This window comes from Longibaculum muris, assembly GCF_004343035.1.
GTDB lineage: Bacteria > Bacillota_I > Bacilli_A > Erysipelotrichales > Coprobacillaceae > Longibaculum > Longibaculum muris.
This window is the reverse complement of record NZ_SMCQ01000002.1, coordinates 100,668-124,401: the sequence shown is the minus strand read 5'-3', so window position 1 is coordinate 124,401 and position 23,734 is coordinate 100,668. Positions and strand designations below refer to the sequence as shown.

Here is a 23,734-nt window from a genome sequence, read left to right as displayed (position 1 = left end):
AAATATAGCAAAATGAGGTGTAAATATATGAAAATTTCTGAAATTCTAAAAAATAAAGCAACAATTTCTTTTGAGGTCTTTCCTCCTAAGAATAAAACCGGAGATATTTCTTCGATTTATTATACAATTGATGAACTCGCTAAACTACAACCAGATTTTATCAGTGTGACTTATGGAGCTGGAGGTTCAACCAAAGGAAAAACTGTAGAAATTGCTTCTAAGATAAAAAATGATTATCATATTGAAGCAGTTGCTCACTTAACTTGTATATCATCAACTTCTCAAGAAGTTTTAGATATCTGTCAACAATTAAAAGAACATAACATAGAAAATATTTATCATTAAGAGGTGATTATCCAAAAGATCCAACATTTGATAAAGAAAATCTTGAGTTTCATTATGCTAAGGATTTAAATGAATTGATTAGCCAAGAATTTCCAAATGATTTCTGTCTTTCTGGGGCATGTTATCCAGAGGTGCATAATGAAGCAGCTTGCTTTGAAGATGATTTAAAAGCATTAAAAGAAAAGGTAGATGCCGGAGCTGAATATTTAATTACTCAAATCTTCTTTGATAACAACTATTATTATAGATTGGTCAAGGAAGCTAGAAAAAGAGGGATTACTGTTCCTATTTTAGCTGGAATCATGCCAATTACCAATTCTAAATCATTACTTCACACAGCTAAGATGTGTGGATGTTCTATTCCATATCAATTATCAACAATGATTGAATCTTATTATGATTATCCTGAAGCAATGAAAGAAATTGGCATTAATTATGCAACCCATCAAATTATTGATTTAATAACAAATGGGGTTGATGGTATTCATATTTATACAATGAATAAACCAGATATTGCAAAAGCCATTTTCAATAACATTCCAACAGTTTTAAAAGAGTTAAATCATGAATAAGAAAACAATATTAAATTATTTAAATTATCAGGGTAATGTTGATGAGAAAACGAATCAATTAATTGATGAATGTATTTTAGAAGTCCAAGAAAAAGCTTATTTTAAAGTAACTCAACAAATCTTCCATTTAACCCATTCACCATTAAAGATTGAAGAGTTAGATCTCATCATCCCGTCATCAGATCTTACTCATTATTTTCAAGATTGTCATAAATGTATGGTCATTGCCTGTACACTGGGTATTGAGATAGATCGTCAAATGAAATATTATGAACATATTGATATGGCAAAAGCTGTTGTGTTTGATGCTGTGAGTAATACGTATTTAGAAGAATGTTGCGATGAGTATGAAAAGACTTTAGATTTAGGTATGCATACTTTTCGTTTTGCTCCAGGATATGGAGATTTACCTTTGGCTTTGAATAAACCATTATCAAGAGTTTTACAAATTGATAAAAAGATAGGTGTGACATTGAGTGCAGGGGGATTGTTTATTCCTATGAAATCAATGCTTGGAATGATTGGACTAGGAAGTCAAAGGGCCAAATCATGTCATTCGTGTATACGAAAAGAGAGTTGTGCATTAAGAAAAGGGGGACAAAGATGTTACGTGATCGATTAAAGAAAGATTTGCTGATTTTTGATGGAGCAATGGGGACACAATTACAAAATGCGGGGTTAAAAGCAGGTGAAATTCCAGAGGTTTATAATATTGAATATCCGGAAATTATTATCGATATTCATGAACGTTATTTGAAAGCGGGAGCTGATTTTATTACAGCGAATACTTTTGGGTGTAATCCTTTAAAAATGAATGATAGTGGATATTGTTATTGTGATTTATTAAAGGCAGCAATCAAAAATGCTAAAATTGCAAGAGAGCGTGTGAATAAAGAGGCTTATATTGTTTTGGATATTGGACCAATTGGACAGTTATTAGAACCACTTGGAACATTATCTCTTGATGAAGCATATGAGATCATTGCTTCACAAGTTTTAATGGTTAAAGATGATGTTGATGTTGTTTTATTGGAGACAATGACGGATTTATATGAAGTCAAAGCAGGGATTTTAGCAGTTAAAGAAAATAGTGATTTACCAGTTTTTGTTACAATGACATTTGAGCAGAATAAAAGAACTTTGACAGGTAGTGATTCCATAACTTTTGTGAATGTTGTTGAAGGTTTGGGTGCAGATGCACTTGGAGTCAATTGTTCATTAGGACCAACTGAATTAAAACCGATTATAGATGAACTTTTAGAAAATACATCACTTCCTATCTTAGTTCAACCAAATGCCGGACTTCCTTGTTTAGAAGATGGACAAACCAAATATCAAATGACAAGTTCAGCATTTGTTGAAGGTATGATGGATTATATGCATCAAGGTGTAAGCATGGTGGGAGGATGTTGTGGAACAACTCCAGAATTTATTGCTGCAATCAAAAAAGTAGCTCCTTGTCATGTTACACCAAGACAAGTTAAGAAATATACCCGTGTGTCAAGTCAAAACCAAACAGTAACTTTTAACGGTCAGGTTGTTGTTTGTGGAGAACGTTTAAATCCAACTGGGAAAAAGAAATTAAAAGCAGCTTTAAAAGAAGAACGCTATGATGAATGTGTTGTTGAAGGCATTAAACAACAACAAGCAGGAGCAGATATTTTAGATGTCAATGTAGGATTACCTGGAATTGATGAGCCTTCAACAATGGTTAAGGTGATTCGTTTATTACAAGAAGTTATCAATTTACCTTTACAAATTGATTCATCTTCACCAGCCGCAATTGAAAAGGCTTGTCGTTATTATAATGGAAAACCATTGATTAATTCAGTGAATGGGAAAGATGAAGTCATGGAAGCTATTTTCCCGATTGTTAAAAAATATGGTGGAGTCGTTATTGGTTTAACTTTAGAAGATGGGATTCCGTTATTGGCTGAAGAACGATTAAAGATTGCAAGAAAAATAATAAACAAGGCAGCTGAATATGGAATAGGTAAAGAAAATATTATCATTGATTGTTTAACATTAACTGCATCAGCTCAACAAAAAGAAGTTCAAGAAACTCTCAAAGCTTTAACTTTAGTTAAACAAGAATTAGGAGTTCATACCGTCTTAGGTGTTTCTAATGTTTCTTTTGGTTTACCTAACCGTCCATTATTAAATCGTACATTCTTAACATTAGCTTTACATTCAGGTTTAGATCTACCGATTATCAATCCTTTAGATCAACAATTAATGGATAGTATTGCCGCTTATAATGTTTTATATAACTTTGATCAGGATAGTTCTCACTATATTGTGATGCAATCCAATGTACAATTAGAAACAGTCAAAAATCCATCAACTTTTACCTTAGAAGATATGATTATTCATGGTTTAAAAGATGAAGTTCAAACAAAGACAAAAGAAGTTCTGCAAGCTCATGAGGCAATGGATGTTATTAATCAGATGATTATTCCAGCCTTAAATCAAGTTGGTCAAGACTACGAAACAAATAAAATCTTTTTACCTCAATTAATGCAATCAGCTCAAACAACAAAACTTGCTTTTGAAATAGTTAAATCAACCTTTGCGATAGATAGTCAAACCAAAGGACCTATTATGATGTGTACAGTTGAAGGAGATGTTCATGATATTGGAAAAAATATTGTGAAAGTTGTTTTAGAAAGCTATGGTTATCAAGTTATTGATTTAGGAAAAGATGTCAAAGTTGAAAAGGTTGTTGAAGCATATCATCGTTGTCATCCTAAGATGATTGGATTAAGTGCTTTAATGACAACAACTGTTGTCAATATGAAACGTACTATTGAAGCTTTAAAAGCAATTCCCGTTGATTGTCCAATTTGGGTTGGAGGAGCTGTTTTAACCCAAGAAATTGCTGATGAAATTGGTGCTGATTATTATAGTGAAGATGCCATGGCATCAGTAACATTATTAAATGAGATTTTAAAGGAGGAATAAAAAATGGCATTAAAGACAAGATTAGATACTCAAGATACAGATACTGCAAAGGTAGATATCCCTTTGTTTGCAACTGCACAGGATGCTGTTAAAGATATCAAGGTTGAACAAGCAACAATTAAGGTGCAAGTTCAATCTGAGGAACAAAAAGATGAACGCGAAGATTGATACCAGTGATGTTCAATTAGAAACCAAACGTCTATTGCTGCGTCCTTGGCAAATTACTGATTTAAAAGATTTTAATGAGTATGCTTCACAACCAGGAGTAGGAGAGATGGCTGGTTGGTTAGCTCATCAATCAATGGAAGAATCAAAGCATATTCTTCAAATGTTTATTCAAGAAAAAAAGACTTTTGCGATTGAACTTAAATCAAATCATAAAGTTATTGGTAGCATTGGGATTGAAGAAGATCGTTTAGCTAATGATCCAGCTTTTCAAGATGTTTATGGTCGTGAAATTGGCTATGTCTTAAATCGTGATTATTGGGGTCAAGGAATCATGTGTGAAGCCGTTTTACGTGTGATTGAATATTGTTTTAAAGATTTAGGTTATGATTATCTTTTATGTGGATATTTTTTAAAGAATCATCAATCAGCAAGAGTGAATCAAAAATGTGGTTTTCAATTTCTTCGAAATCAAGATTTTCATACCCGTTTTGATACAATAGAGCCAGGACATTTAAATATTATGTGGAACCAAAAACAACGCATTTAACGTGCGTTGTTTTGAGTTTGTTCTTCTTTTTCTAAGAGTTCCATCCAGCGTTCACTCTTTTCATCAATTTGTTGTTCTAAAGATGATCTTTCTTCAGTTAGTTTTTGAATGGTTTCAAAATCTGAGATTGTATTCATTTGTTCATCAATATCTTTGATTTGTTTTTCTAAGTTTGGGATCAATTCTTCTAAAACTTGTAATTCTTGTTTTTCTTTATAAGAAAGCTTTATCTTATTTTTCTTTTGTTCTTTATAAGTATTTGGATTTGGTGTTTTGGTTTTCTTGGATGAACTTTCTAATTCAATAAATTGACTATAACCACCAATATGATAAGTAATCTGTTGTTGATTAAAGACAAATAATTCATCACAAATACGATCTAAGAAATAACGATCATGAGAAACAGTAATGATAATACCATTAAAGCTATCTAAATAATCTTCTAAAATCTGTAAAGTCATAATATCTAAATCATTCGTTGGTTCATCTAATAATAAGACATTAGGCGCACTCATTAAAATCTTTAATAAATAAAGTCTACGTTTTTCTCCACCAGATAATCTTTCAATTGGGGTATATTGCATTTGTGAATCAAATAAAAATCTTTCACACATTTGTTTAGCACTCAATTGACCATCACTTGTATTTAAAATCTGAGCAGTTTCTTTAATATAATCAATTACTCTCATCTTAGGATCCATATCTTCATGCCCTTGTTTAAAATATCCCATCTTAATTGTATCACCAATAATCACTTGACCACTTGTTGGGGTAATTAAACCAGCAATAATATTTAAAAGCGTTGATTTTCCACAACCATTTCTTCCTAAAATACCAACTCTATCATGTCTTTTAAAATGATAAGAAAAAGGAGCAAACAAAAGTTCTTGATAAGCCATTGATACCTGCTCTAATTCAATTGTCTTTTTTCCTAAACGTGAAGATACACTTAACATTTCTACATTTTGAATCTTTTGGGTATCATTTTGTTGACTTAATTCTTCAAAACGTTTTAAACGATCTTTGCTTTTGGTAGAACGTGCTTGAACCCCAGCACGAACCCACTCTAATTCTTTCTTTAAGAAAAGTTTTCGTTTTCTTTCACTGGCTAGAGTGATTTCTTCACGTTGTTGTTTTAATTCTAAATAATTTGAATAATTTGCTTCATATTCATAGATTTTGCTACAATCTAATTCAAAAATCTTATTTGTTATTCGTTCTAAGAAATAACGATCATGAGTCACCATAAAAATTGCTTTATTAAATTTCATTAAATATTTTTCTAAATATTCAATCATTTCATTATCTAAATGATTGGTTGGTTCATCAAGTAATAATAAATCACAAGGTTTTAACAAAGTAATGGCTAAAGCAACACGTTTTTGTTGACCACCTGATAATTCAGCAATTTTTTGTTCATGATTAATAATTCCAAATTTATTTAAAATCGCTTTTACTTCATATTCTTCAACATCATGACCAACATATTCATAAACTTGTTTAAGAACAGTCAGTTCATTTTGAAAATCTGGATTTTGGGGTAAATAGCTAATACGGATATCTTTTTTTCTTAATATTTCACCTTGATAATCATCAATTTGAGCAATCATTTTTAATAAAGTAGATTTTCCAGTTCCGTTAATACCAATCAATGCAACTTTATCTTGTTCATTGATAGTAAAAGAAACATCATCTACAATACATTTTAAATTATTATATTTTGTTAAATGAGTCGCAGTTATTAACATAGTCGTCCTCCTTTTCCTATTTATTTTATCATGACTTTTATTTTTGTAAACATAAGTTTGTGTTATAATGAGGAAAAGATGTGGATTGAAAGAATAAGGAGAGGTATATGAAAAAATTATTTCTTAAAATTTTACTTGTTTATAGCATCGGTTGGTTTGTTATTTTACCTGTTTATGCAAGAGCAGGTGGAGGTAATGGTGGAGATAGTGGAAGTAGTAGTGGAAATGGTTATAGCTATTATGAATATCATGATTATTCTAATGGTTCATCATCTTCACATATTGATTCGATTATTCTTGTTGGAGTTGGGGGCTTTTTACTATTTGGGGGAATTATGAATGCCTTCAATAAAAATAAGCAAAATGTTGTAAAAAGCCATATGTGGGAAAAAGCTCAGCAGGTTGATGCATTTTGGGATGAACATATTTTAAGTGATAAGATTTCAAAAAGTTATTTTACAATTCAGCAAGCTTGGAGTGATCAAAATATACAATTGTTGAAATTGTATTTAACCCCATCATTATGGAAAGAATGGGAATTAAAGATTCAAAATCAGATTGATAAAGGTGAAAGAAATCTTTTAACAGATGTTGCTTTGCTTGATTTTTCTATTACTGATATTTTGTTAGAAGAAGAAAGTTTTTATGTTTATATAAGAGGCAAGATGAATGATAGAACGATTGATAAAAATAATCAGGTGATTGAATTTCATGATCAAGAATTTATAGAATATTGGAAGTTTAAACGCGTAGATGAAAATATTCTGTTAGATGAGATACGACAAAAAGATGAGTATATTGCCTTATAATAAAGGAGCGTTATGAAGATTATTGTTTTTATATTAAAGATTCCATTTTATTTTATGAAAGGAATTGTTAAGATTATTGGCTTTGTATTAAAACATGTATTTGGGTTTCTATTTGGCTGGATTCCGGATTTTGATGAAAGAATGAGCGGTGAGGAATTTGAAGAATATGTACAAGCCATTTTACAAAGAAATGGTTATAAGCATGTTACTTTAACGAAAAAAAGTGGTGATTATGGGGTTGATATTATTGCTGAGTATAAGGGTGAAAGTTATGCGATTCAGTGTAAGAAATATGCAAAACCAGTAGGTGTTTCTGCTGTTCAGCAAGCTTATTCTGGATGTCAATATTATGAATGTGATCATGCTGTTGTAGTTACAAATCATCGTTTTACTCATCAAGCAGTGACACTTGCAAGTAATAATGAAGTTGAATTGTGGGATGGAGATGATTTGAAAAAATTGAAAAAGAAAGCGAATCGTCATTCGTTATTTCATCGTCATACAATTGATGAACAAGAGGAGCATCTTTATCAAAATGTTTTAGAAGTTTTATTAGATGCAAGTTATGCTTCTATTCCTTTATTAGTTGAAAAACTTCATTATAGTGAAGAAAAAGCAAAATATATATTAGAAGATTTAGAATATTATGATTTGATTTCTCAGGCAGATGATTTTGGTGTAAGAGATTTATATTTTTTAACTTTAGAAGAAGCTTATGGACAACTTGAATGATAGTTGTCCTGTTTTATTAATAACAACTGTTGCATATTTGATAAAACGATATATAATATGTCTTATGAAAGCGATAACAAATTTGGGCGGGGTGTTTGAGTTTTCTTAAAAAGGAAAGGAAAAGACAATTATGAAAAAACAAAGAAAGTTAAAAGTTTCTTTAGCTTTACTTATGGCCCTTGCCCTTATTGGTGGAAATATTGTAAGTGGTCGTGCACTAGGTGTAACAACAGAGCATGATTTAGTAAAGTTAAAAAACAATGATCAACAAAACCTCATTGTTGATGGTTCATTTGAAGATGGACATAAACAATGGAAAACAACTGGAACAGGTACATTTACTAATTATGATGGAGCAGCTGCTAGTGGTGCATGGTGTGGATTATTACCATCTGATTCTAATAATGCTTGTGTTTACCAAGTTGTTAATGTTAAAAAGAACACAGATTATATTGCTAAGGCAAAAATTCTTCTCGCATCTGAAGATGCATCAATGTTTTTTAATGTAAAGACACCGGATGTTTCAAAGTTAATTAATCAAGAGGCTGAAAAAACTGTAACATGTCCTACAGGTCAAGCCTGGAAATATCAAGATGTTGAATTAACATTTAATACTGGTGATTATTCTCAAATATCACTTTGTGCAATGAAATGGACTGAAAGTACAGATGATGCAATTTATCATGGTCAAGTTTATGTTGATGATGTTTCATTAGTTGAGAAAAATCCAACACCAATTGATGATAATTATAATATTATCTGGGCTGATGATTTTAATTCAAATCAGTTAGATCATAGCAAATGGGGTTATGAATTAGGTTGTGTACGTGGTAATGAACAAGAACATTATGTTAATGATAAAGAAAATGTCTATTTAAAAGATGGTCATTTGGTATTAAAAGCAACTGATCGTGCTAAAGAAGATCAATACATAAATCCTCGTGGTGGACGTAAAGTTATTTATAATTCAGGAAGTGTAAGAACCCATGGGAAACAGGAGTTCTTATATGGAAGAATTGAAATGCGTGCTAAATTACCTAAGGGACAAGGCGTATTCCCTGCATTTTGGACTTTAGGATCAGATTTCGTATTAGATGGTGATATCAATTCTAAGCAAGGTTACGGTTGGGCCCGTTGTGGAGAAATTGATATCATGGAATTAATTGGACAAGCCAAAGATGGTAGCTATGGTAATAGAACAGTTTACCAAACAGCACATACTGATGCTAATCGTATTACTGAAACAAAACTAGCTGGAACTGCTTATACAATTGATGAAGATTTCAACAATCAATATCATATTTTTGGTATCAATTGGTCACCTAATAAGTTAGAGTGGTATGTTGATGATCAAATTGTAGAAAGTGTTGATTATAGTCATTTACCAGTAGCTCAAAAAGCTTTAAATAAGCCACAATATATTCAAATGAATTTAGCAATGGGTGGAAATTGGCCTGGCGATGCAGCTACTGATTTAGCAGGTAGTGAATTTGATATTGATTATGTATATTATGGTCAAAATAAAGAACAAAAAGCCGCTGCTGATGCTTATTATCAAGACGCTCCAAAAATGAGTGGTTTAGAAAATATAACAATGATGGAAGGCGACATTCCTAATTTATTAAAGAATATTTCAGTTACTGAAGGTTATTATGTTGATTTTTCAATTGATGACGAATATATGTTCAAATCTACAGGTGGCAAAACTGAATGTTCATTAAGATGTTCAGGTCAAGATGATAAAGCAAAATTAGCTCAATTACCTGTTGGCCAATACAATATTCATTATACAGCAATTCCTAATGATGTAGAATTTGAATCTGATCAATGGGATCCTAATGTGCTTGTTCCTTTGGCTGAAAAAGCATATAAAATGAATCGTAGAAGTATGATTTTAACAGTAACAGACCGTACTTTCCCAAGTGATTTTTCATTAATAGGGGAAAAAGGTAAAACGTTATCAACAGTTGCTTTACCTGATGGTTGGAGCTGGGATAAACCAGAAACAATTTTAGAAGATGAAGATAGTGTTTATCCTGTTACTTTTGTCAATGGTGATTATAAAAAGACTCTCAATGTTCAAGTTAAATTCAAAGAAATTGTTGATACAACTCAATTACAAACAGCCATCAAAGATGCTCAAGAGGTATTGACACATAAAGGTGATTATACACAAGAATCTATTGCACAGTTACAAAAAGAGTTAGAAGCTGCACAATCATTATTAACAAGTAATCCTACTCAAAAACAAATTGATGATATGTATAACCAATTACAAACAACTTTGAATCAATTAGTTAAAGTAACTGTGGTGCCAACACCAGACAATAACAATAAAGAACCAACAAACCATGAACAAACAAATCAAAATCAAGCAACTCCAGATAAGACTGTTCAAACAGCTGATCAAAATGATTTTATTGTTTATGGAGTCATTATGACACTCACAGCTGCAGCATTTCTTTTTCTTAAAAAAGAAAAACAATTACATTAAAATATAAAAATAAGCTGTAATGAAATAACTTGAAATTGTTATTTCATTCAGCTTTTTGATTTTATATGATAAATAATTTAAAAACCATCGTTCTTAATGTATAGATAAAACATATTATATTGATTTAAAGCTTAAAGTTGATGAGTTAAGATTTTTAAATCATCAAAGAACTTTTTAACCTAAAATGATTTTTATATAAGCTTAATAACAGACTCATTTATTTTACAAGGGAGTTTGTAAAATAGTTAATATTTATGATTTTAGAAAAATTTATGAACAACTGAAAAATCAATTGTCCATTTTATATTTTTGAATAATAGATATAATGTCATTTCCAAACTTTTCACATTTTATATCAGCAAATCCATTAATTTTCTTAAGCTCATCAATAGTAACAGGTAATAATTTTATTAAATTTTCCATTTGTTGATTAGTAAAAATAAAATATGGTTTATAATTATTTTCTTGGCTTGTTTTTAATCTATATTTCTTTAAATCTTGACGGAGATCATCTGAAAAATCATAGTCCTTTTGGGGTGATTCATTAATGATTGTTATGGGATTTTCTATGTGATGCGCAATAAACCAGTTTGATAAATCAATTAAATCTTGTTCAGTATAGACATTGTCATTGTTTTTTGTTGTTTCTTGGATATAATGAATTAATTGGTCAGCTTTAATCACCTGTTTTTTGACGTCTTTTTTTGCATATTTATTATTTAAAATTGAACGAGGATTTGCTAAAACAACAAGTGATTGATAATTATCATAAAAATATTTTTCAAATATTTTTTTAGATAACATACCTTTTTCTTTTCCACGCATTTGTTTAATTAATTCAAGATGTCGGTTATTTTGAGTAATTGGAGAATAAATTCCTTCTTTGATTTTCTTTCCATTTAATGTATATTCTCTAGTAAAGTTATTGTTATTGTCAATTGTAATTGTACCTATAAGATTTTTACATTCAATTACAAATATTTTTTTTCTTGTCATAATAATATAATCAATTTGAGCAGATAAGCCTTCATCTTCTAAATAAACATCATGAAGAACATACATTGGAATATGACTATTCTCAAGTTCGAAATGAATGTTTTTTTCTCCTTCTATACCAAAAGATATTAGTTTCGCTTTTTTCTCTAATTGGGAATCTTTCGTGTATTTTAAAATATCATTGATTTGTTGGAGTTCTTTATTTGCTCTTAAAGATTCTTTGAAAAAAACTGGTCCTTTAAAATTATTTTTTTGAAATAAACTCATGATAATACTTGTCCCCCTTGTTCATTTATAATTATATCATTCTTCTATTAATAATAGGTAGAATTTTAATGTCATGTAAAAAAAGTTCCTAATTAGAACTTTTTTGATATGAGATTAAAAAAGCAAAAACAATTAATAAAGCAAAACCAGCTGCTATTAAAATAGGATAAACAAGTAATAAATGAGGTTGAATAATCATTGGTAAAATAGTAATTGCTCCAACAGGTGGGAAAAAGATTTGAAAATAATAAATGAAAAAGAGTAATAAAGCTGTAGCTATAACAGCAGGAATGATTACTGAAAAGTGACATTGAATATTTAAGAAATATCTCAAATAAGCACTGATAAAAGCCATAGAGATAGTTAAAAAATAAAGACGAGGGGCTTGACTTCTTAATTTTTGGTGATTACCACTTAATTCATAGAAGGCAACAATGAGTGGTGGGGCAATAAGCAAGCGGATATCTAAACGTAAGGCTAACATACCTAAAGCTCCAACAACGAATAATCTTTTACAAAAAAGAATGAGTTCATGACGATAATCAAATGTGACAGGTTGATAGTGATAATCATGGATATAATGCTTTTTTTGTAATTGTTTTTGTATAACAATAATAATGATAGACATTATTGTTGCGGATAAAGGATATATCCAAGTGTCAGTATTTAATAATAATGGTAGAATACAAGCAGAAATAAGAGGGGCAAAGGTTGTTTTAGAAAGAATAAGTCCCATTTGGCATAGTGTAAATCCAATGACAACTTTTATAAATAATGATACATGGAGATATTTGACCATCAAAACACCAATAACGGCATAGATCATAATAAGTAAAACAAGTTTCAAAGATGATGTTTTCCATACTTGTTTTGGAGCTAATAAAGATCCAATAGCTAAAGCTGTTATTTCAGGGAATATAATTTCTGGATTATTAAGGAGTTGAGATGTTCCAACCATAATGAGGACAATTGTAAATGTTAAAAAATATGGTAATAATTGTCTGTTTTTCATAAAATCACCCTTTCAGTGGTTTTTATTCTAACATGTTCATATAAAATTGCAATCATGTTTTTTTATTATCGTGATAAAAAAATAAAAATTTATAGCAAATATAGGGTATATTTGTTATAATGTGTCTGCTGTCTAAATATCAATGTTTGTACATTAAAACAATTTATATGTATTACATTGATTTTTTCACGGTTGGTATTGTGGTTATAAAATATAAAAGAAGGAGGCTTTTAGAATGTCAGATTCTAAAAAAATTGTTTGGTATAACCTGGCGTTTATGGCATTTTCAACTGTATGGGGATTTGGAAATGTTTTAAATGGTTATATTTACTTTAATGGTATTCAGGTTATCTTTAGCTGGATTCTTATGTTTGCCTTATACTTCGTTCCTTATGCTTTAATGGTCGGGGAATTAGGTTCAGCATTTAAGAATGCCGGTGGTGGTGTAAGTTCTTGGATTCATGAAACAATGGGACCAAAATTAGCATATTATGCTGGATGGACTTATTGGGCATGTCATATTACTTACATTGCTAGTAAAGGAAGCGGTGGTTTGAAAGCCTTAAGTTGGATGGTTTTCCAAAATGGAACAACTTTTTCATCTTTTGGAACAAGACCAATCCAATTTGCGACGTTAGCTATTTTCTTATTTTTCTGTTGGGTTGCAAGTCGTGGTTTAAATCCTTTAAAGAAATTAGCAACACTTGCTGGAACAAGTATGTTCGTGATGTCTATTTTATATATCATCATGATGTTTGCTGCACCAGCTATTAATCCAAATGGTGGATATTTACATATGGATTTTAGTTTGAAAAACTTAATTCCACAATTTAATATGGGATATTTTACATCTTTATCTATTTTAGTTTTTGCAGTTGGTGGATGTGAAAAGATTTCTCCTTATGTTAATAAGGTAGAAAATCCTTCAAAAGGATTCCCTAAAGGAATGATTGCTTTAGCAATCATGGTTATGGTTTGTGCAATTTTGGGTACAATAGCAATGGGTATGATGTTTGATCCTGCTGATATTGTGGCAAACTTTGATGCTTATAATGCTAATGGTTCTTATTGGGCATTCCAAAAACTTGGTCAATACTATGGAATGGGTAATGCTTTAATGATTATCTATGCTGCATGTAATGCAATTGGACAATTCTCAACACTTGTTATTAGTATTGATGCACCACTTAGAATGTTATTAGATAGTGAAGATGCACGTCAATTCATTCCTACAAAATTATTAAAGAAAAACAAATATGGTGCTTATGTTAATGGTATTTGGATGATTGTATTCTTATCAGGAGCTATCATTTTAATTCAAGCTTTAGTTCCAAGTGCTGATGCCGTTTTAACACAATTAACAAAATTAAATTCAGTAACAATGCCAATGCGTTATTTATGGGTGTTTGCTGCTTATATTGCTTTACGTAAAGCAAAAGATAAATTTAATCCAGAATATAAATTTGTTAAGAATCAAGGTATTGCATTAACTGCTGGAGCTTGGTGCTTTATTGTTACTGCAGCTTGTTGTTTACTTGGTATGTATAAAGAAGGAGATATGTTTACGACTGCTTTAAACGTTATTACTCCAATTGTTTTAGTTGGATTAGGTTTAATTATGCCAGCTATTAGAAAACGAGAAAATTCAAATTCTGTTAGTGAATAACAAAAACAACATATCCTTTTGGTAATCCAGAAGGATATGTTATAATATACGCGTATATATGGAGGTATGGTGTATGTATAAAGAAATATCAAAAGAATTGGTATCTTTTATTCAAAAAAGTCCAACTGCATTTCATGCTGTTGAACAAATGAGAAGTCTTTTAAAAGACAATGGTTATGAAGAATTATTAGAAGGAAAAAAATGGCATATTGAACCTGGTCATCGTTATTTTGTTACAAGAAATAATTCAAGTATTATTGCTTTAAATCTTGGAACACAATTAGATAACTATAGTTTTAATGTGGCTGCATCTCATAGTGATTCGCCTACTTTTAAATTAAAAGAGAATGCTGAATTAGAAGTGAGAGGTAAGTATACACAATTAAATACTGAAGGATATGGTGGAATGTTATGTGCAACTTGGTTTGATCGTCCACTATCTATTGCTGGTCGTGTTTTAGTGAAAGAAGGAGATTCTTATATTACACGTTTATTAAAGATTGATAGAGATTTAGTATTGATTCCAAATGTTGCAATTCATATGAATAGAGCTGTTAATGATGGTTTTGCTTATAATAAGCAAGTTGATTTATTACCATTGTTTGGTGGAACTGAAACAAAAGCTGGAGATTTAAAAGCTTTAATTGCTAAAGAGTTAAATGTAAATGAAGAAGATATTTGTGGTGAAGATTTATATTTATATAATCGTATGAGTCCATCTATTTGGGGAGCACATGAAGAATTTATTTCATCACCACAATTAGATGATTTACAATGTGCATTTACATCTTTACAAGGTTTCTTAAAAGGATCAAATGATCAATCTATTAATGTTTTTGCTTGTTTTGATAATGAAGAAGTTGGTTCTGGTACAAAACAAGGAGCTGCTTCAACTTTCTTATATGATGTTTTACATCGTATTAACAATGCTTTAGGGAAAGATGATGAAGATTATTATCGTGCTTTAGCTGCAAGTTTCATGTTAAGTGCTGATAATGCTCATGCTGTGCATCCAAATCATCCAGAAAAAACAGATGTCAATAATTGTGTTTATATGAATGAAGGTGTGGTTGTGAAATCACATGCTGGTCAAAAATATACAAGTGATGGTGTAAGTATTGCTGTTTTTAAAGGTATTTGTGAAAAAGCAGGGGTACCTGTTCAATTCTTTGCGAATCGTTCTGATGTTGTTGGTGGAAGTACTTTAGGAAATATTGCTATGGCACAAGTATCAATGAATAGTGTTGATATTGGATTACCACAACTTGCTATGCATTCTTCTTATGAAACTGTTGGTATTAAAGATACTTATTATATGATTCAAGTGATGGAAGAATTCTTTAATAGTCATATTGAAGAAACAAGTGCACATGAATTAAAGGTTACTCGCTAATGAAAAAAGAAAAAGCAAATGATCTTTTCTATGAGAATAGTTTGAAAGTTAAATTATTGAGTAAGGATTGTTTTGAAATTTATCAAGATGTTGAAAAGTATGTTTTTCTTCATCAAAAAGATATTGTGAAGGCTAATATTATTTTATCAGCGGTATTAGATCAATTAAATGATGAAAATCAAAAAATAAATTTAACTAAAGGAATTAAAAGTTATGTTTCTCAAGTAGAAAAATCTTTAAATATGAAGGAAAAAATACAAGTCATTAAAAAGCAAAGTATAGATAAGTTTACGATTGCTGGATTATGGGAAACAATGGCTGGTTATATTGTTTTGTTATTTTGTAAGGAACTTTTAACAAGTCATTATTTGATTAACTTTTCGATTGATTTATTAGTTGGAGTGGTTGCTTTCTATATCGCTATTCATAATGTGAGAAATCAATTTCAACTTTTAAAGAGATTTCAAATGCCAAAGAAAATCTCTATCATGATAGGGGTCACTTTCTTAGTTGGATTTATAAGTGCAATATTAGGTGCAAAGAGTCCCTTTGATGTTTCTTTTTTGATATTGGTTATTGGTTATATCACAAGTAAAAAGATGTTTGAAAGAGAGTTAAGTTAAAAAAAACAGTTCATTTTGAAATGAACTGTTTTTAATAATAACAAACAACTGGTGTACCTACTTTAACCATATCATAAAGTGAGGCAGCAATTCCAAGAGGAAGATTGACACATCCATGAGATCCTCTTGTATAATAAAGATTTCCACCAAACTTACGTTGCCAAGTTGCATCATGTAGACCAATTCCACCATTAAAGGCCATCCAGTAAGCAACTGGTGTTTCATATTCAGGTTTTCCATCGGGTTGCATTTCACCAATCAAAGTACGATTGCGTTGCATAAAGTAAATGTAATATGTTCCCCCGGGAGTACGTTTTTTAGGATCTGTTGGAACTCCTGTAATAACATCGGATTCTAAAACAACTTTTCCATTACGAATATACCACATATGTTGTTTCGTCATATCAATTTCTACGAATGTATGACCAATTCCCCCATTTTCATAACTTTGTTGAACACCAGTCACAACGGGTGTTCTTTTTCCATTCTTTTGATTTTGAATATCTTTTAGTAATCCCTCAACTTCTTTACTTTGGTTCAACTTATAACCATAATTACCACCACTTACTGTTCTTGTTCCATTAGCACCTTTAAAAGTTTTAGCTTTAGAAATAATATTGATTTTAGAAGCTAACTCTTTAACAAAAGTTGTTGCTTGTTTTTTAAATTCATCTTCATTGTAGTAGTAATTTCCACTCTCATCAATAGATAACCAAGTCATCAAAGTATTTCCATCTAAGACAACATCACCCTTTGTTGTCTGATAAGTAATGGATGCATGGCAATATTTTTGAGCTGCTTCATATAATTTTTTTAATTTTTCATCATCATCAGTTACTTTTGGTTCATCATAACCCTTAACTTTTTTTACATCTAATGTCTTTTTTTGATTTGCAAAAGCATCAATAACAGCTTGAGCTAATCTTTCTTGATTAATCTTTGTACCAAAGACTTCCTTTTGAATAGAAAATTCATGATTCTTATATTCAACCTTTGCATCTACTGGTTTTTCTTGTTTGCAATCAACATGTTTTAAAGAAGAAATAGTTTGATTTAATTGATCTTGATTAATTTTTAAGAGATTATTTAATTCAATTTGTGTTTGATGAAAATAATGTGTAAACCATAAAAAGATATTTTGATTTTTTAATGATTTTTCAATATCATTATCTCTATTAAAAGTCATTCCACTATCTTTTTGAACTAATGTTTCTTTTTGTTGATCAATAAAAGTTAATTCTAATGTTTGATTGACTAACACATCAGCAACTTTATCATTTGCTTTTTGGCTAGATAATCCTGAAACATCAATACCATTAATTGATGTTTTAGCCATGAATTTATCATGATAATAAAAACATCCAAAAGCATAAATACCAACAATCAATATACCTATAACAATAAGTGCTTTTTGATGATATTGTTTTTTTAAACGAATATGCTTTTTGGTTTTTTTGTTTTGATCTATTTTTTGAACTTGTTTTTCATTCATTATAAGGAACCTCTCAATTTCACTATGTTTCATAAGAAGTATAGGTACTTTTACTTGAAAAGTCAAGTTATCTAACCAGCTAATTAAAACTTTAAAGATAAATTACTATTGTCTTTGTCATATTATTCATCATTATAGAAGCATGTGTCTATATTTCTATAGAAATGATGTTGATTATATATTAGAGTATACAAGAAAAACATTAGAGAAAATCGGAGTTGATGGTATTGTCTTAGCTGACATGAATAAAAAACCTGTCACAATTTTACCAAAACTTTTTGAATATGCTTTCTATGCTCATCATAAACGTATTAAAAAAGCAGAAGTTGAAGAAATCTTCCACTTATTCACAAATAAAAATGAGATGTACAACAAGTTATCTGAAATGGCTACTGATACTCTCAATACTTTATTTGAGGAGGACTCCTCAAAAAACGCAATCAGCTGGAAAGCGAGTTTTTAGACACCAAAAATTCACTTTCCAACAAAACTTATACACAAATATTTAAAGAAGTCTTTCCCTTTTATTTATTTATTGGTATGAGTTATGATGAATTCTATCTCCAAGATGTAGAACTAACAAAGTTCTACAGACAAGCTTATGAAATGAAAGAAGATCAAAAAAACTCACAGTTATGGTTACAAGGAATGTATGTTTATGATGCCATTTCTACGTCACTATATAATGTATTTTACCGAAAATCAGGGCAACAAGCAACGTCATATCCATCAAAACCATACCCATTAACAGATAAACAAAAAGAGGTAGACCAACAGTTAACTATTGAGGAGGAACAAGCCAAGGCAAAGGTTTGGATGAATACTCTTGTTAATGGTTATGAATAATGTAAAACACCACATTCGTGGTGTTTTCTACTTATTCTTTATCTCTGTCAATAATTCTATAATTTGTTGATTTTGTTCTTTTATTTCTAAAAGACGTCTAATAATCATAAAATTCTGAGTGTACATAGCTAAAGTAGGCGCTGTAACACTACTAGTATTACGCATACTATGAAAACCGCTTTTTAAAAGAATACTGTCAAACATTTCTTTAATAGCATCTTTTTCAATATCATCTAGATTTTCAAGACCCAATAAATTAATTTTTTCTTCTTCACTTAAATTTTTATCAAACATCACAATTCCTCGCTTTCTTATATATTTATTTTATATGAGAAAAGAAATGAAAACAATGGAAATAATATCTATATGTATTTAAAAATATTAAACCTAAAAATCATATCTTAATTTGTCTATTATATTGTAAAATAGAGCAGATTTTTATCTTTATTTAAGCTTATCCTATAATATTATTATAATCACTATAACTATTAAAGAAATTTCAAAAAGTATTTTTATAGAATAAAGCACTATAATTATGGGAGCTACTTATTTGTTTTTTATTTCAGTAAGTAACTCAATAACTTTATTGTTCTGCTCAATGATTTGATTGTTTTGTTCTTGAAAATTAAGGAGTTGTTTTAAAAGTAGATAATTTTGTGTATAGCAAGCAGCGTTATAAATTGTGTCTATAGTATATGCAACTTTTTCATTTTTTTTATAATCTTTTAAATTTTTGTACATTCTAAAAACAGCTATTTGATCACTTTCATCTAGTTTTTCCAAACCGTATTCCCTAATCATATTTTCCATATCATTATTTTGTTCGATCATCTTTAAATTCCTCGCTTTCTTATAGAATAATTATATCCTATAAGAAAAATATATACAATAAAATAACATATAGAAAACACCACTTGTGTGGTGCTTACTTATCTTTAATTTCTTTTAGTAAATCAATAATTTGTTGGTGTTGTTCAACAGTTTTATTGTTCTGCTCAATGATTTGTTCGTTTTGACTTATTAGTTCTTTATTTTGTTTATCTATGTTTTTTAAATAATCTAATTTACTATTCGATTCTAAAATATATTTTAATAGAACTAACAAAATTCTACTATGATAGTGTAACTCAACTCTACTAGAAATTTCATTAGGCATTTTTAAAAGTGGAGGAGTAAAAAAATTATCTATCGTTGAATCAATCAAAGGTAATAAAAGGGCAATTTTTTCATCAAATGTAAGGTTTTCTAATTCAAAGATATCTAATAATTGGTTAACCTTTTCTTCATTTTGTAAATAATATTCTTCTTTAGTGATTTTCTTTTTCATGTTATTTCTCCTTAAGTTTATTTTGACTATTAATAAGTAATATTATAATACATTATTAATTATATAGTAAAATGCTTTATGGGCAATATAATAACTATTTAGTTTTGTTCAATGAATTTGTTATTGTGGTATTAAAAAGTGTTTTTTTATAATGCAATTCATATATATAAATAATATAGGAATTTTATAGATATAAATATAGGCAAAAAGGTTGCTTTATTGTCATCATTCAATGAATAAATGAAAATATTAAGGTATTATGTTTGAAATAAGTGAGTAATTGAAAAGATAAGAAAGAAATGTTTTTAAACAAGTTTTTTTGCGTTCTGATTAGAAATTGTGTATGATGAAGTTAAGAGGGTGTGAAAAAAGATGGAGTCAGGAAGATTATTTGAAATTCTTTATTATTTAATGGAAAATAAACAAACGACAGCTAAACAATTAGCAGATAAATTTGAAGTTTCAACGAGGACAATCTATCGTGATTTAGATAAATTATTAGTTGCTGGAATTCCAATTATAACAAAACAGGGTGTAGATGGAGGAGTGTCTCTTGATGAAAACTTTGTATTTGATAAATCTTTGTTAGATGAATCACAACAAGAGCAAATCTTATTAGCATTATCTAGTCTATCTTCATTACATGTTAGTGAATATCAGGAACTATTAAAACATATGCAGACAATCTTTCAAAAAGAAAGTGAAGAATGGTTAGATGTTAATTTTTCTTCGTGGCATCAAGATCAAGAAATGAATGAAAAGTTTTCACAACTAAAAGATGCTATTTTAAAACATTTAAGGATTACTTTTCATTATATCAATGCTCAAGGGCAGAAAAGTCATCGTGATGTTTTTCCAATTAAACTTTTTTATAAAAACAATGCTTGGTATTTATATGGTTATGAAGTTAAAAAAGCTGATTATCGGACTTATAAGCTAACTCGTATTCAACAATTAGTGATTAAAGATGAACAATTTGATAGATCTGCTTTCTATAAAGAACCACATTTAACATATGAAGAAAATCAAACAAAAATAGATGTAGTATTAAAGTTTCAAAAATATTTAGGAAGTTTTGTTTATGATCAATTTTCTGATCAAGATATTCAAGAAAAAGAAGATGGATATTGGATTCATACATCAATGCCATATCATCCATGGTTTTTATCTTTTCTTTTATCTTTTGGTAGTGGTGTAGAAATTATTGAACCTCATTCATTAAGAGAAGAAATGTTACATGAAATACATACATTATTAAAAATATATGGATAAACATGACAGAGGGTGTCATGTTTATTTTGGTATAATATATACAGTAAAGGAGAATCGTATGGAAACAATAACATTAACATTAGATAATATTGAAAAAGAACATATTTGTTGTGCAATGTCTGCTAAAGATAATCAAGCAACTTCAAAAAAAGAGTGGTTAAAAGAAAGAATACAAGAAGGATTGGTTTTTACAAAGTTAAATGAGAGAGGGAAGTGTTTTATTGAATATATTCCAATTGAAAAAGCTTGGATTCATTTAACAGGAAAGGATTATATGTATATCAATTGTTTATGGGTATCGGGGAAATTTCAAGGTCATGGATATGCAAAAGAATTGTTAAAGAAATGTATTTTGGATAGTCAAGCTAAAGGAAAGAAAGGATTAGTGATTTTATCTTCACCAAAGAAAAAGTCTTTTTTAATGGATTATGATTTTTTAATTAAACAAGGGTTTTATAGTGTTGATAAGTGGAATGAAGAATATGAGTTGCTGTTTTATCCTTTTGAGGATGGTCAACCAGCACCAAAGTTTATGATTGAAGACGTTAAAGAAGATGGGTTGGTTTTGTATTATACACATCAATGTCCATTTAATATTAAATATGTTCAAGAAATTAAGGAGTATTGTATAAAGCAAAATATCCCTTTGACGATACATCATCTACAAACAAGAGAACAAGCCTTACAGGCACCAACACCTATGACAACCTATAGTTTATTTTATCAAAAGAAGTTTATGACAAGAGAAGTTTTGAATGTAAGAAAATTAGAAAAGATATGGAGTGAGATACATGAATAAATTAGATTATAAAAAAGAGTATAAAGATTTGTATATGCCTAAGACAAAACCAGTATTCATTGATGTTCCCCCTATTCATTATGTCATGGTAGAGGGGAAAGGTGATCCAAATACATCTTTAGAATATAAAGAAGCTATAGGTATTTTATATGCTATTTCATATACAATTAAAATGAGTAAAATGAGTGGAAATCAACCCGATGGTTATTTTGAATATGTTGTTCCACCATTAGAAGGATTGTGGTTTGGTGATGAAGGATATTTTGATGGTCAAAGAATTGTTGATAAAAATATGTTTCATTGGTATTCAATGATTCGACTTCCTGAGTTTGTAACTGAAGAATATTTTGAACAAGTGAAAGCAGAAGTTCAAAAGAAAAAGCCTGAACTGAATGTTGGTTTGGCTCAGTATTTAACGTATCATGAAGGATTATGTGTTCAAATTATGCATAAAGGTTCTTATGATGAAGAAGTCACAAGTGTTCAGAAAATGAATGAATTTATTGAAGAACAAGGATATGTTAATGATTTAAAAGAAGATTCTTTGCGTTATCACCATGAAATTTATTTAAGTGATCCTCGCAAGACAAAAGTTGAAAATCTAAAAACTGTCATTCGTCATCCAATTAAGAAAAAATCATAATGCATATTGATTGAAAAATCTTGAAATCCTATTATACTAATAGCCAATAGGAGGTATGAAATTTATGGTAAATATGCAAAAAGTTGCAGTGATTGGTTGTGGGTTTGTAGGAGCAACTTCAGCTTTTAGTTTAATTCAAACAGGTTTATTTTCAGAAATGGTTTTAATTGATGCAAATCATCAAAAGGCTGAAGGTGAAGCTATGGATTTAAGTCATGGGAGTGCTTATTTAACACCTATGAATATTTATGCTGGGGGTTATGATGATATCGTAGATGCAGGATTAATTGTCATTACTGCCGGAGCAAATCAAAAACCAAATGAAACAAGATTAGATTTGGTTAAGAAAAATGTTGCTATTTTTAAAAGTATTATTCCAGAAATTAAGAATAGAAATTGTGAAGGAATCTTAATGATTGTTTCAAATCCTGTAGATATTTTAACATATGTAACATTAAAATTATCTGGATTCCCTGCACATCGTGTGATTGGTTCAGGAACAGTTTTAGATACAGCGCGATTAAAATATGTTTTAGGTCGTCATTTACAAGTTGATCCACGTGATGTTCATGCTTATATTATTGGTGAACATGGAGATAGTGAGTTAGCTGTTTGGTCAGGAGCTCAAGTAGCTGGTATTCATATTAATCATTTTTGTGAATTAAGAGGACATTTTAATCATCAAGAAGCAATGGAAAGACTTGCTCAACAAGTACGAGATAGTGCATATGAGATTATAGAACGTAAAGGTGCAACTTATTATGGAGTGGCTGTTGCGGTTAAAAGAATTGCTACAGCGATTGTTAAAAATGAACATGCAGTTTTACCAATTTCTAGTTTAATGCAAGGTGAATTTGGTTTAAATGATATTTGTTTAAGTATTCCAACAGTTGTTGGAAGTCAAGGTGTAGAAAAGGTTGTTGACATATATTTAAACAATGAAGAAAATGAAAAACTTCAAGAAAGTGCTAAGGCACTTAAAGAAGTTTTAAATGGCTTAGATTTATAAAAACACATCAAAT

Annotated in this window: 23 protein-coding genes and 1 pseudogene; 17 read left to right on the top strand and 7 right to left on the bottom strand. The window is 29.7% G+C overall.

The window, feature by feature from the left end:
• Nucleotides 1-12 precede the first annotated feature (12 nt).
• The 5 genes and pseudogenes from metF (at nucleotide 13) to EDD60_RS02750 (ending at nucleotide 4,593) form a co-directional block, all read left to right on the top strand.
• A pseudogene (gene metF / locus EDD60_RS16705) lies at nucleotides 13-917 on the top strand (methylenetetrahydrofolate reductase [NAD(P)H]).
• Nucleotides 910-1,539 (top strand): ABC transporter substrate-binding protein, encoded by a 630-nt coding sequence (locus EDD60_RS02760; RefSeq protein WP_066446387.1) that lies wholly within the window; start codon nucleotides 910-912, stop codon nucleotides 1,537-1,539. Before metF ends, EDD60_RS02760 begins: the two are co-directional and overlap by 8 nt.
• Entirely contained in the window at nucleotides 1,521-3,878 is a 2,358-nt protein-coding gene (locus EDD60_RS02755; protein WP_132226199.1) for a homocysteine S-methyltransferase family protein, read from the top strand. Before EDD60_RS02760 ends, EDD60_RS02755 begins: the two co-directional genes overlap by 19 nt.
• Before the next feature lie 3 nt (nucleotides 3,879-3,881).
• Nucleotides 3,882-4,046, top strand: coding sequence for a hypothetical protein (locus EDD60_RS16040; RefSeq protein ID WP_165973120.1), 165 nt, complete (start codon nucleotides 3,882-3,884; stop codon nucleotides 4,044-4,046).
• Nucleotides 4,030-4,593: a GNAT family N-acetyltransferase gene (locus EDD60_RS02750; RefSeq protein WP_066446381.1), complete on the top strand. Its 564-nt coding sequence runs from the start codon at nucleotides 4,030-4,032 to the stop codon at nucleotides 4,591-4,593. Before EDD60_RS16040 ends, EDD60_RS02750 begins: the two co-directional genes overlap by 17 nt.
• On the opposite strand, the gene EDD60_RS02745 is transcribed toward EDD60_RS02750, so the two are convergent.
• Nucleotides 4,590-6,341, bottom strand: coding sequence for an ABC-F family ATP-binding cassette domain-containing protein (locus EDD60_RS02745; protein WP_066446378.1), 1,752 nt, complete (start codon nucleotides 6,339-6,341; stop codon nucleotides 4,590-4,592). The two genes, EDD60_RS02750 and EDD60_RS02745, sit on opposite strands and share 4 nt — an antisense overlap.
• 107 nt (nucleotides 6,342-6,448) lie before the next feature.
• Between EDD60_RS02745 and EDD60_RS02740 the strand changes: the two genes are divergently transcribed.
• The 3 genes from EDD60_RS02740 to EDD60_RS02730 all read left to right on the top strand — a co-directional run bounded on the left by EDD60_RS02740 (nucleotide 6,449) and on the right by EDD60_RS02730 (nucleotide 10,376).
• The gene (locus tag EDD60_RS02740) at nucleotides 6,449-7,150 is read left to right on the top strand and encodes a TIM44-like domain-containing protein (protein ID WP_066446376.1); all 702 of its coding nucleotides are present in this window, start codon (nucleotides 6,449-6,451) and stop codon (nucleotides 7,148-7,150) included.
• A 12-nt stretch (nucleotides 7,151-7,162) separates the two neighbouring features.
• Nucleotides 7,163-7,882 carry a restriction endonuclease gene (locus EDD60_RS02735; protein ID WP_066446374.1) on the top strand — a complete coding sequence of 240 codons (720 nt, stop codon included), beginning with the start codon at nucleotides 7,163-7,165 and terminating at the stop codon, nucleotides 7,880-7,882.
• Between the two features lie 130 nt (nucleotides 7,883-8,012).
• Nucleotides 8,013-10,376, top strand: coding sequence for a family 16 glycosylhydrolase (locus EDD60_RS02730; protein WP_082787365.1), 2,364 nt, complete (start codon nucleotides 8,013-8,015; stop codon nucleotides 10,374-10,376).
• Nucleotides 10,377-10,664: 288 nt separating this feature from the next.
• Here the strand turns inward: EDD60_RS02730 and EDD60_RS02725 are convergent, their stop codons facing one another.
• Both EDD60_RS02725 and EDD60_RS02720 read right to left on the bottom strand, forming a co-directional pair.
• Nucleotides 10,665-11,639 carry an NERD domain-containing protein gene (locus EDD60_RS02725; protein ID WP_066446365.1) on the bottom strand — a complete coding sequence of 325 codons (975 nt, stop codon included), beginning with the start codon at nucleotides 11,637-11,639 and terminating at the stop codon, nucleotides 10,665-10,667.
• A gap of 88 nt (nucleotides 11,640-11,727) precedes the next feature.
• The gene (locus tag EDD60_RS02720; RefSeq protein WP_066446361.1) at nucleotides 11,728-12,651 is read right to left on the bottom strand and encodes a hypothetical protein; all 924 of its coding nucleotides are present in this window, start codon (nucleotides 12,649-12,651) and stop codon (nucleotides 11,728-11,730) included.
• A gap of 235 nt (nucleotides 12,652-12,886) precedes the next feature.
• Here EDD60_RS02720 and EDD60_RS02715 point away from each other — a divergent pair, with 235 nt between their 5' ends.
• The 3 genes from EDD60_RS02715 (at nucleotide 12,887) to EDD60_RS16285 (ending at nucleotide 16,333) form a co-directional block, all read left to right on the top strand.
• A complete protein-coding gene (locus EDD60_RS02715) occupies nucleotides 12,887-14,317 on the top strand; it encodes an amino acid permease (RefSeq protein WP_132226198.1) in 1,431 nt (476 codons plus the stop codon).
• Between the two features lie 73 nt (nucleotides 14,318-14,390).
• The gene (locus EDD60_RS02710; protein ID WP_066446358.1) at nucleotides 14,391-15,710 is read left to right on the top strand and encodes a M18 family aminopeptidase; all 1,320 of its coding nucleotides are present in this window, start codon (nucleotides 14,391-14,393) and stop codon (nucleotides 15,708-15,710) included.
• Nucleotides 15,710-16,333 (top strand): hypothetical protein, encoded by a 624-nt coding sequence (locus EDD60_RS16285; protein ID WP_243646611.1) that lies wholly within the window; start codon nucleotides 15,710-15,712, stop codon nucleotides 16,331-16,333. Before EDD60_RS02710 ends, EDD60_RS16285 begins: the two co-directional genes overlap by 1 nt.
• Nucleotides 16,334-16,364: 31 nt before the next feature.
• On the opposite strand, the gene EDD60_RS02700 is transcribed toward EDD60_RS16285, so the two are convergent.
• Nucleotides 16,365-17,825 carry a L,D-transpeptidase family protein gene (locus tag EDD60_RS02700; RefSeq protein ID WP_066446355.1) on the bottom strand — a complete coding sequence of 487 codons (1,461 nt, stop codon included), beginning with the start codon at nucleotides 17,823-17,825 and terminating at the stop codon, nucleotides 16,365-16,367.
• 142 nt (nucleotides 17,826-17,967) lie between these two features.
• Here EDD60_RS02700 and EDD60_RS02695 point away from each other — a divergent pair, with 142 nt between their 5' ends.
• Nucleotides 17,968-18,288 (top strand): DUF5055 domain-containing protein, encoded by a 321-nt coding sequence (locus EDD60_RS02695; RefSeq protein ID WP_066446349.1) that lies wholly within the window; start codon nucleotides 17,968-17,970, stop codon nucleotides 18,286-18,288.
• Between the two features lie 77 nt (nucleotides 18,289-18,365).
• Complete coding sequence (locus tag EDD60_RS02690) at nucleotides 18,366-18,671, top strand: hypothetical protein (protein ID WP_066446347.1); 306 nt, start codon at nucleotides 18,366-18,368, stop codon at nucleotides 18,669-18,671.
• A gap of 27 nt (nucleotides 18,672-18,698) precedes the next feature.
• Here EDD60_RS02690 and EDD60_RS02685 read toward each other — a convergent pair whose 3' ends face one another.
• The 3 genes from EDD60_RS02685 to EDD60_RS02675 all read right to left on the bottom strand — a co-directional run bounded on the left by EDD60_RS02685 (nucleotide 18,699) and on the right by EDD60_RS02675 (nucleotide 19,998).
• Nucleotides 18,699-18,965 carry a hypothetical protein gene (locus EDD60_RS02685; protein ID WP_066446345.1) on the bottom strand — a complete coding sequence of 89 codons (267 nt, stop codon included), beginning with the start codon at nucleotides 18,963-18,965 and terminating at the stop codon, nucleotides 18,699-18,701.
• 252 nt (nucleotides 18,966-19,217) lie between these two features.
• The gene (locus EDD60_RS02680; protein WP_066446343.1) at nucleotides 19,218-19,502 is read right to left on the bottom strand and encodes a hypothetical protein; all 285 of its coding nucleotides are present in this window, start codon (nucleotides 19,500-19,502) and stop codon (nucleotides 19,218-19,220) included.
• A gap of 94 nt (nucleotides 19,503-19,596) precedes the next feature.
• On the bottom strand, nucleotides 19,597-19,998 hold the full coding sequence (locus EDD60_RS02675; RefSeq protein ID WP_066446341.1) for a hypothetical protein: 402 nt from the start codon (nucleotides 19,996-19,998) through the stop codon (nucleotides 19,597-19,599).
• Nucleotides 19,999-20,370: 372 nt separating this feature from the next.
• Between EDD60_RS02675 and EDD60_RS02670 the strand changes: the two genes are divergently transcribed.
• The 4 genes from EDD60_RS02670 to EDD60_RS02655 all read left to right on the top strand — a co-directional run bounded on the left by EDD60_RS02670 (nucleotide 20,371) and on the right by EDD60_RS02655 (nucleotide 23,721).
• Nucleotides 20,371-21,270 carry a helix-turn-helix transcriptional regulator gene (locus tag EDD60_RS02670; RefSeq protein ID WP_066446339.1) on the top strand — a complete coding sequence of 300 codons (900 nt, stop codon included), beginning with the start codon at nucleotides 20,371-20,373 and terminating at the stop codon, nucleotides 21,268-21,270.
• A 58-nt stretch (nucleotides 21,271-21,328) separates the two neighbouring features.
• Complete coding sequence (locus EDD60_RS02665; protein ID WP_066446336.1) at nucleotides 21,329-22,069, top strand: GNAT family N-acetyltransferase; 741 nt, start codon at nucleotides 21,329-21,331, stop codon at nucleotides 22,067-22,069.
• Entirely contained in the window at nucleotides 22,062-22,712 is a 651-nt protein-coding gene (locus EDD60_RS02660; RefSeq protein ID WP_066446334.1) for a GyrI-like domain-containing protein, read from the top strand. The genes EDD60_RS02665 and EDD60_RS02660 overlap by 8 nt, the downstream gene beginning before the upstream one ends.
• A 64-nt stretch (nucleotides 22,713-22,776) precedes the next feature.
• The gene (locus tag EDD60_RS02655; protein ID WP_066446330.1) at nucleotides 22,777-23,721 is read left to right on the top strand and encodes an L-lactate dehydrogenase; all 945 of its coding nucleotides are present in this window, start codon (nucleotides 22,777-22,779) and stop codon (nucleotides 23,719-23,721) included.
• Nucleotides 23,722-23,734: the final 13 nt, after the last annotated feature.

What these genes read in the sequence shown, in the direction of transcription:
- EDD60_RS02760 (WP_066446387.1), top strand. Translation starts at nt 910, where the DNA reads ATGAATAAGAAAACAATATTAAATTATTTAAATTATCAGGGTAATGTT.
- EDD60_RS02755 (WP_132226199.1), top strand. Translation starts at nt 1,521, where the DNA reads ATGTTACGTGATCGATTAAAGAAAGATTTGCTGATTTTTGATGGAGCA.
- EDD60_RS16040 (WP_165973120.1), top strand. Translation starts at nt 3,882, where the DNA reads ATGGCATTAAAGACAAGATTAGATACTCAAGATACAGATACTGCAAAG.
- EDD60_RS02750 (WP_066446381.1), top strand. Translation starts at nt 4,030, where the DNA reads ATGAACGCGAAGATTGATACCAGTGATGTTCAATTAGAAACCAAACGT.
- EDD60_RS02745 (WP_066446378.1), bottom strand. Translation starts at nt 6,341, where the DNA reads ATGTTAATAACTGCGACTCATTTAACAAAATATAATAATTTAAAATGT.
- EDD60_RS02740 (WP_066446376.1), top strand. Translation starts at nt 6,449, where the DNA reads ATGAAAAAATTATTTCTTAAAATTTTACTTGTTTATAGCATCGGTTGG.
- EDD60_RS02735 (WP_066446374.1), top strand. Translation starts at nt 7,163, where the DNA reads ATGAAGATTATTGTTTTTATATTAAAGATTCCATTTTATTTTATGAAA.
- EDD60_RS02730 (WP_082787365.1), top strand. Translation starts at nt 8,013, where the DNA reads ATGAAAAAACAAAGAAAGTTAAAAGTTTCTTTAGCTTTACTTATGGCC.
- EDD60_RS02725 (WP_066446365.1), bottom strand. Translation starts at nt 11,639, where the DNA reads ATGAGTTTATTTCAAAAAAATAATTTTAAAGGACCAGTTTTTTTCAAA.
- EDD60_RS02720 (WP_066446361.1), bottom strand. Translation starts at nt 12,651, where the DNA reads ATGAAAAACAGACAATTATTACCATATTTTTTAACATTTACAATTGTC.
- EDD60_RS02715 (WP_132226198.1), top strand. Translation starts at nt 12,887, where the DNA reads ATGTCAGATTCTAAAAAAATTGTTTGGTATAACCTGGCGTTTATGGCA.
- EDD60_RS02710 (WP_066446358.1), top strand. Translation starts at nt 14,391, where the DNA reads ATGTATAAAGAAATATCAAAAGAATTGGTATCTTTTATTCAAAAAAGT.
- EDD60_RS16285 (WP_243646611.1), top strand. Translation starts at nt 15,710, where the DNA reads ATGAAAAAAGAAAAAGCAAATGATCTTTTCTATGAGAATAGTTTGAAA.
- EDD60_RS02700 (WP_066446355.1), bottom strand. Translation starts at nt 17,825, where the DNA reads ATGAATGAAAAACAAGTTCAAAAAATAGATCAAAACAAAAAAACCAAA.
- EDD60_RS02695 (WP_066446349.1), top strand. Translation starts at nt 17,968, where the DNA reads ATGTGTCTATATTTCTATAGAAATGATGTTGATTATATATTAGAGTAT.
- EDD60_RS02690 (WP_066446347.1), top strand. Translation starts at nt 18,366, where the DNA reads ATGAGTTATGATGAATTCTATCTCCAAGATGTAGAACTAACAAAGTTC.
- EDD60_RS02685 (WP_066446345.1), bottom strand. Translation starts at nt 18,965, where the DNA reads ATGTTTGATAAAAATTTAAGTGAAGAAGAAAAAATTAATTTATTGGGT.
- EDD60_RS02680 (WP_066446343.1), bottom strand. Translation starts at nt 19,502, where the DNA reads ATGATCGAACAAAATAATGATATGGAAAATATGATTAGGGAATACGGT.
- EDD60_RS02675 (WP_066446341.1), bottom strand. Translation starts at nt 19,998, where the DNA reads ATGAAAAAGAAAATCACTAAAGAAGAATATTATTTACAAAATGAAGAA.
- EDD60_RS02670 (WP_066446339.1), top strand. Translation starts at nt 20,371, where the DNA reads ATGGAGTCAGGAAGATTATTTGAAATTCTTTATTATTTAATGGAAAAT.
- EDD60_RS02665 (WP_066446336.1), top strand. Translation starts at nt 21,329, where the DNA reads ATGGAAACAATAACATTAACATTAGATAATATTGAAAAAGAACATATT.
- EDD60_RS02660 (WP_066446334.1), top strand. Translation starts at nt 22,062, where the DNA reads ATGAATAAATTAGATTATAAAAAAGAGTATAAAGATTTGTATATGCCT.
- EDD60_RS02655 (WP_066446330.1), top strand. Translation starts at nt 22,777, where the DNA reads ATGGTAAATATGCAAAAAGTTGCAGTGATTGGTTGTGGGTTTGTAGGA.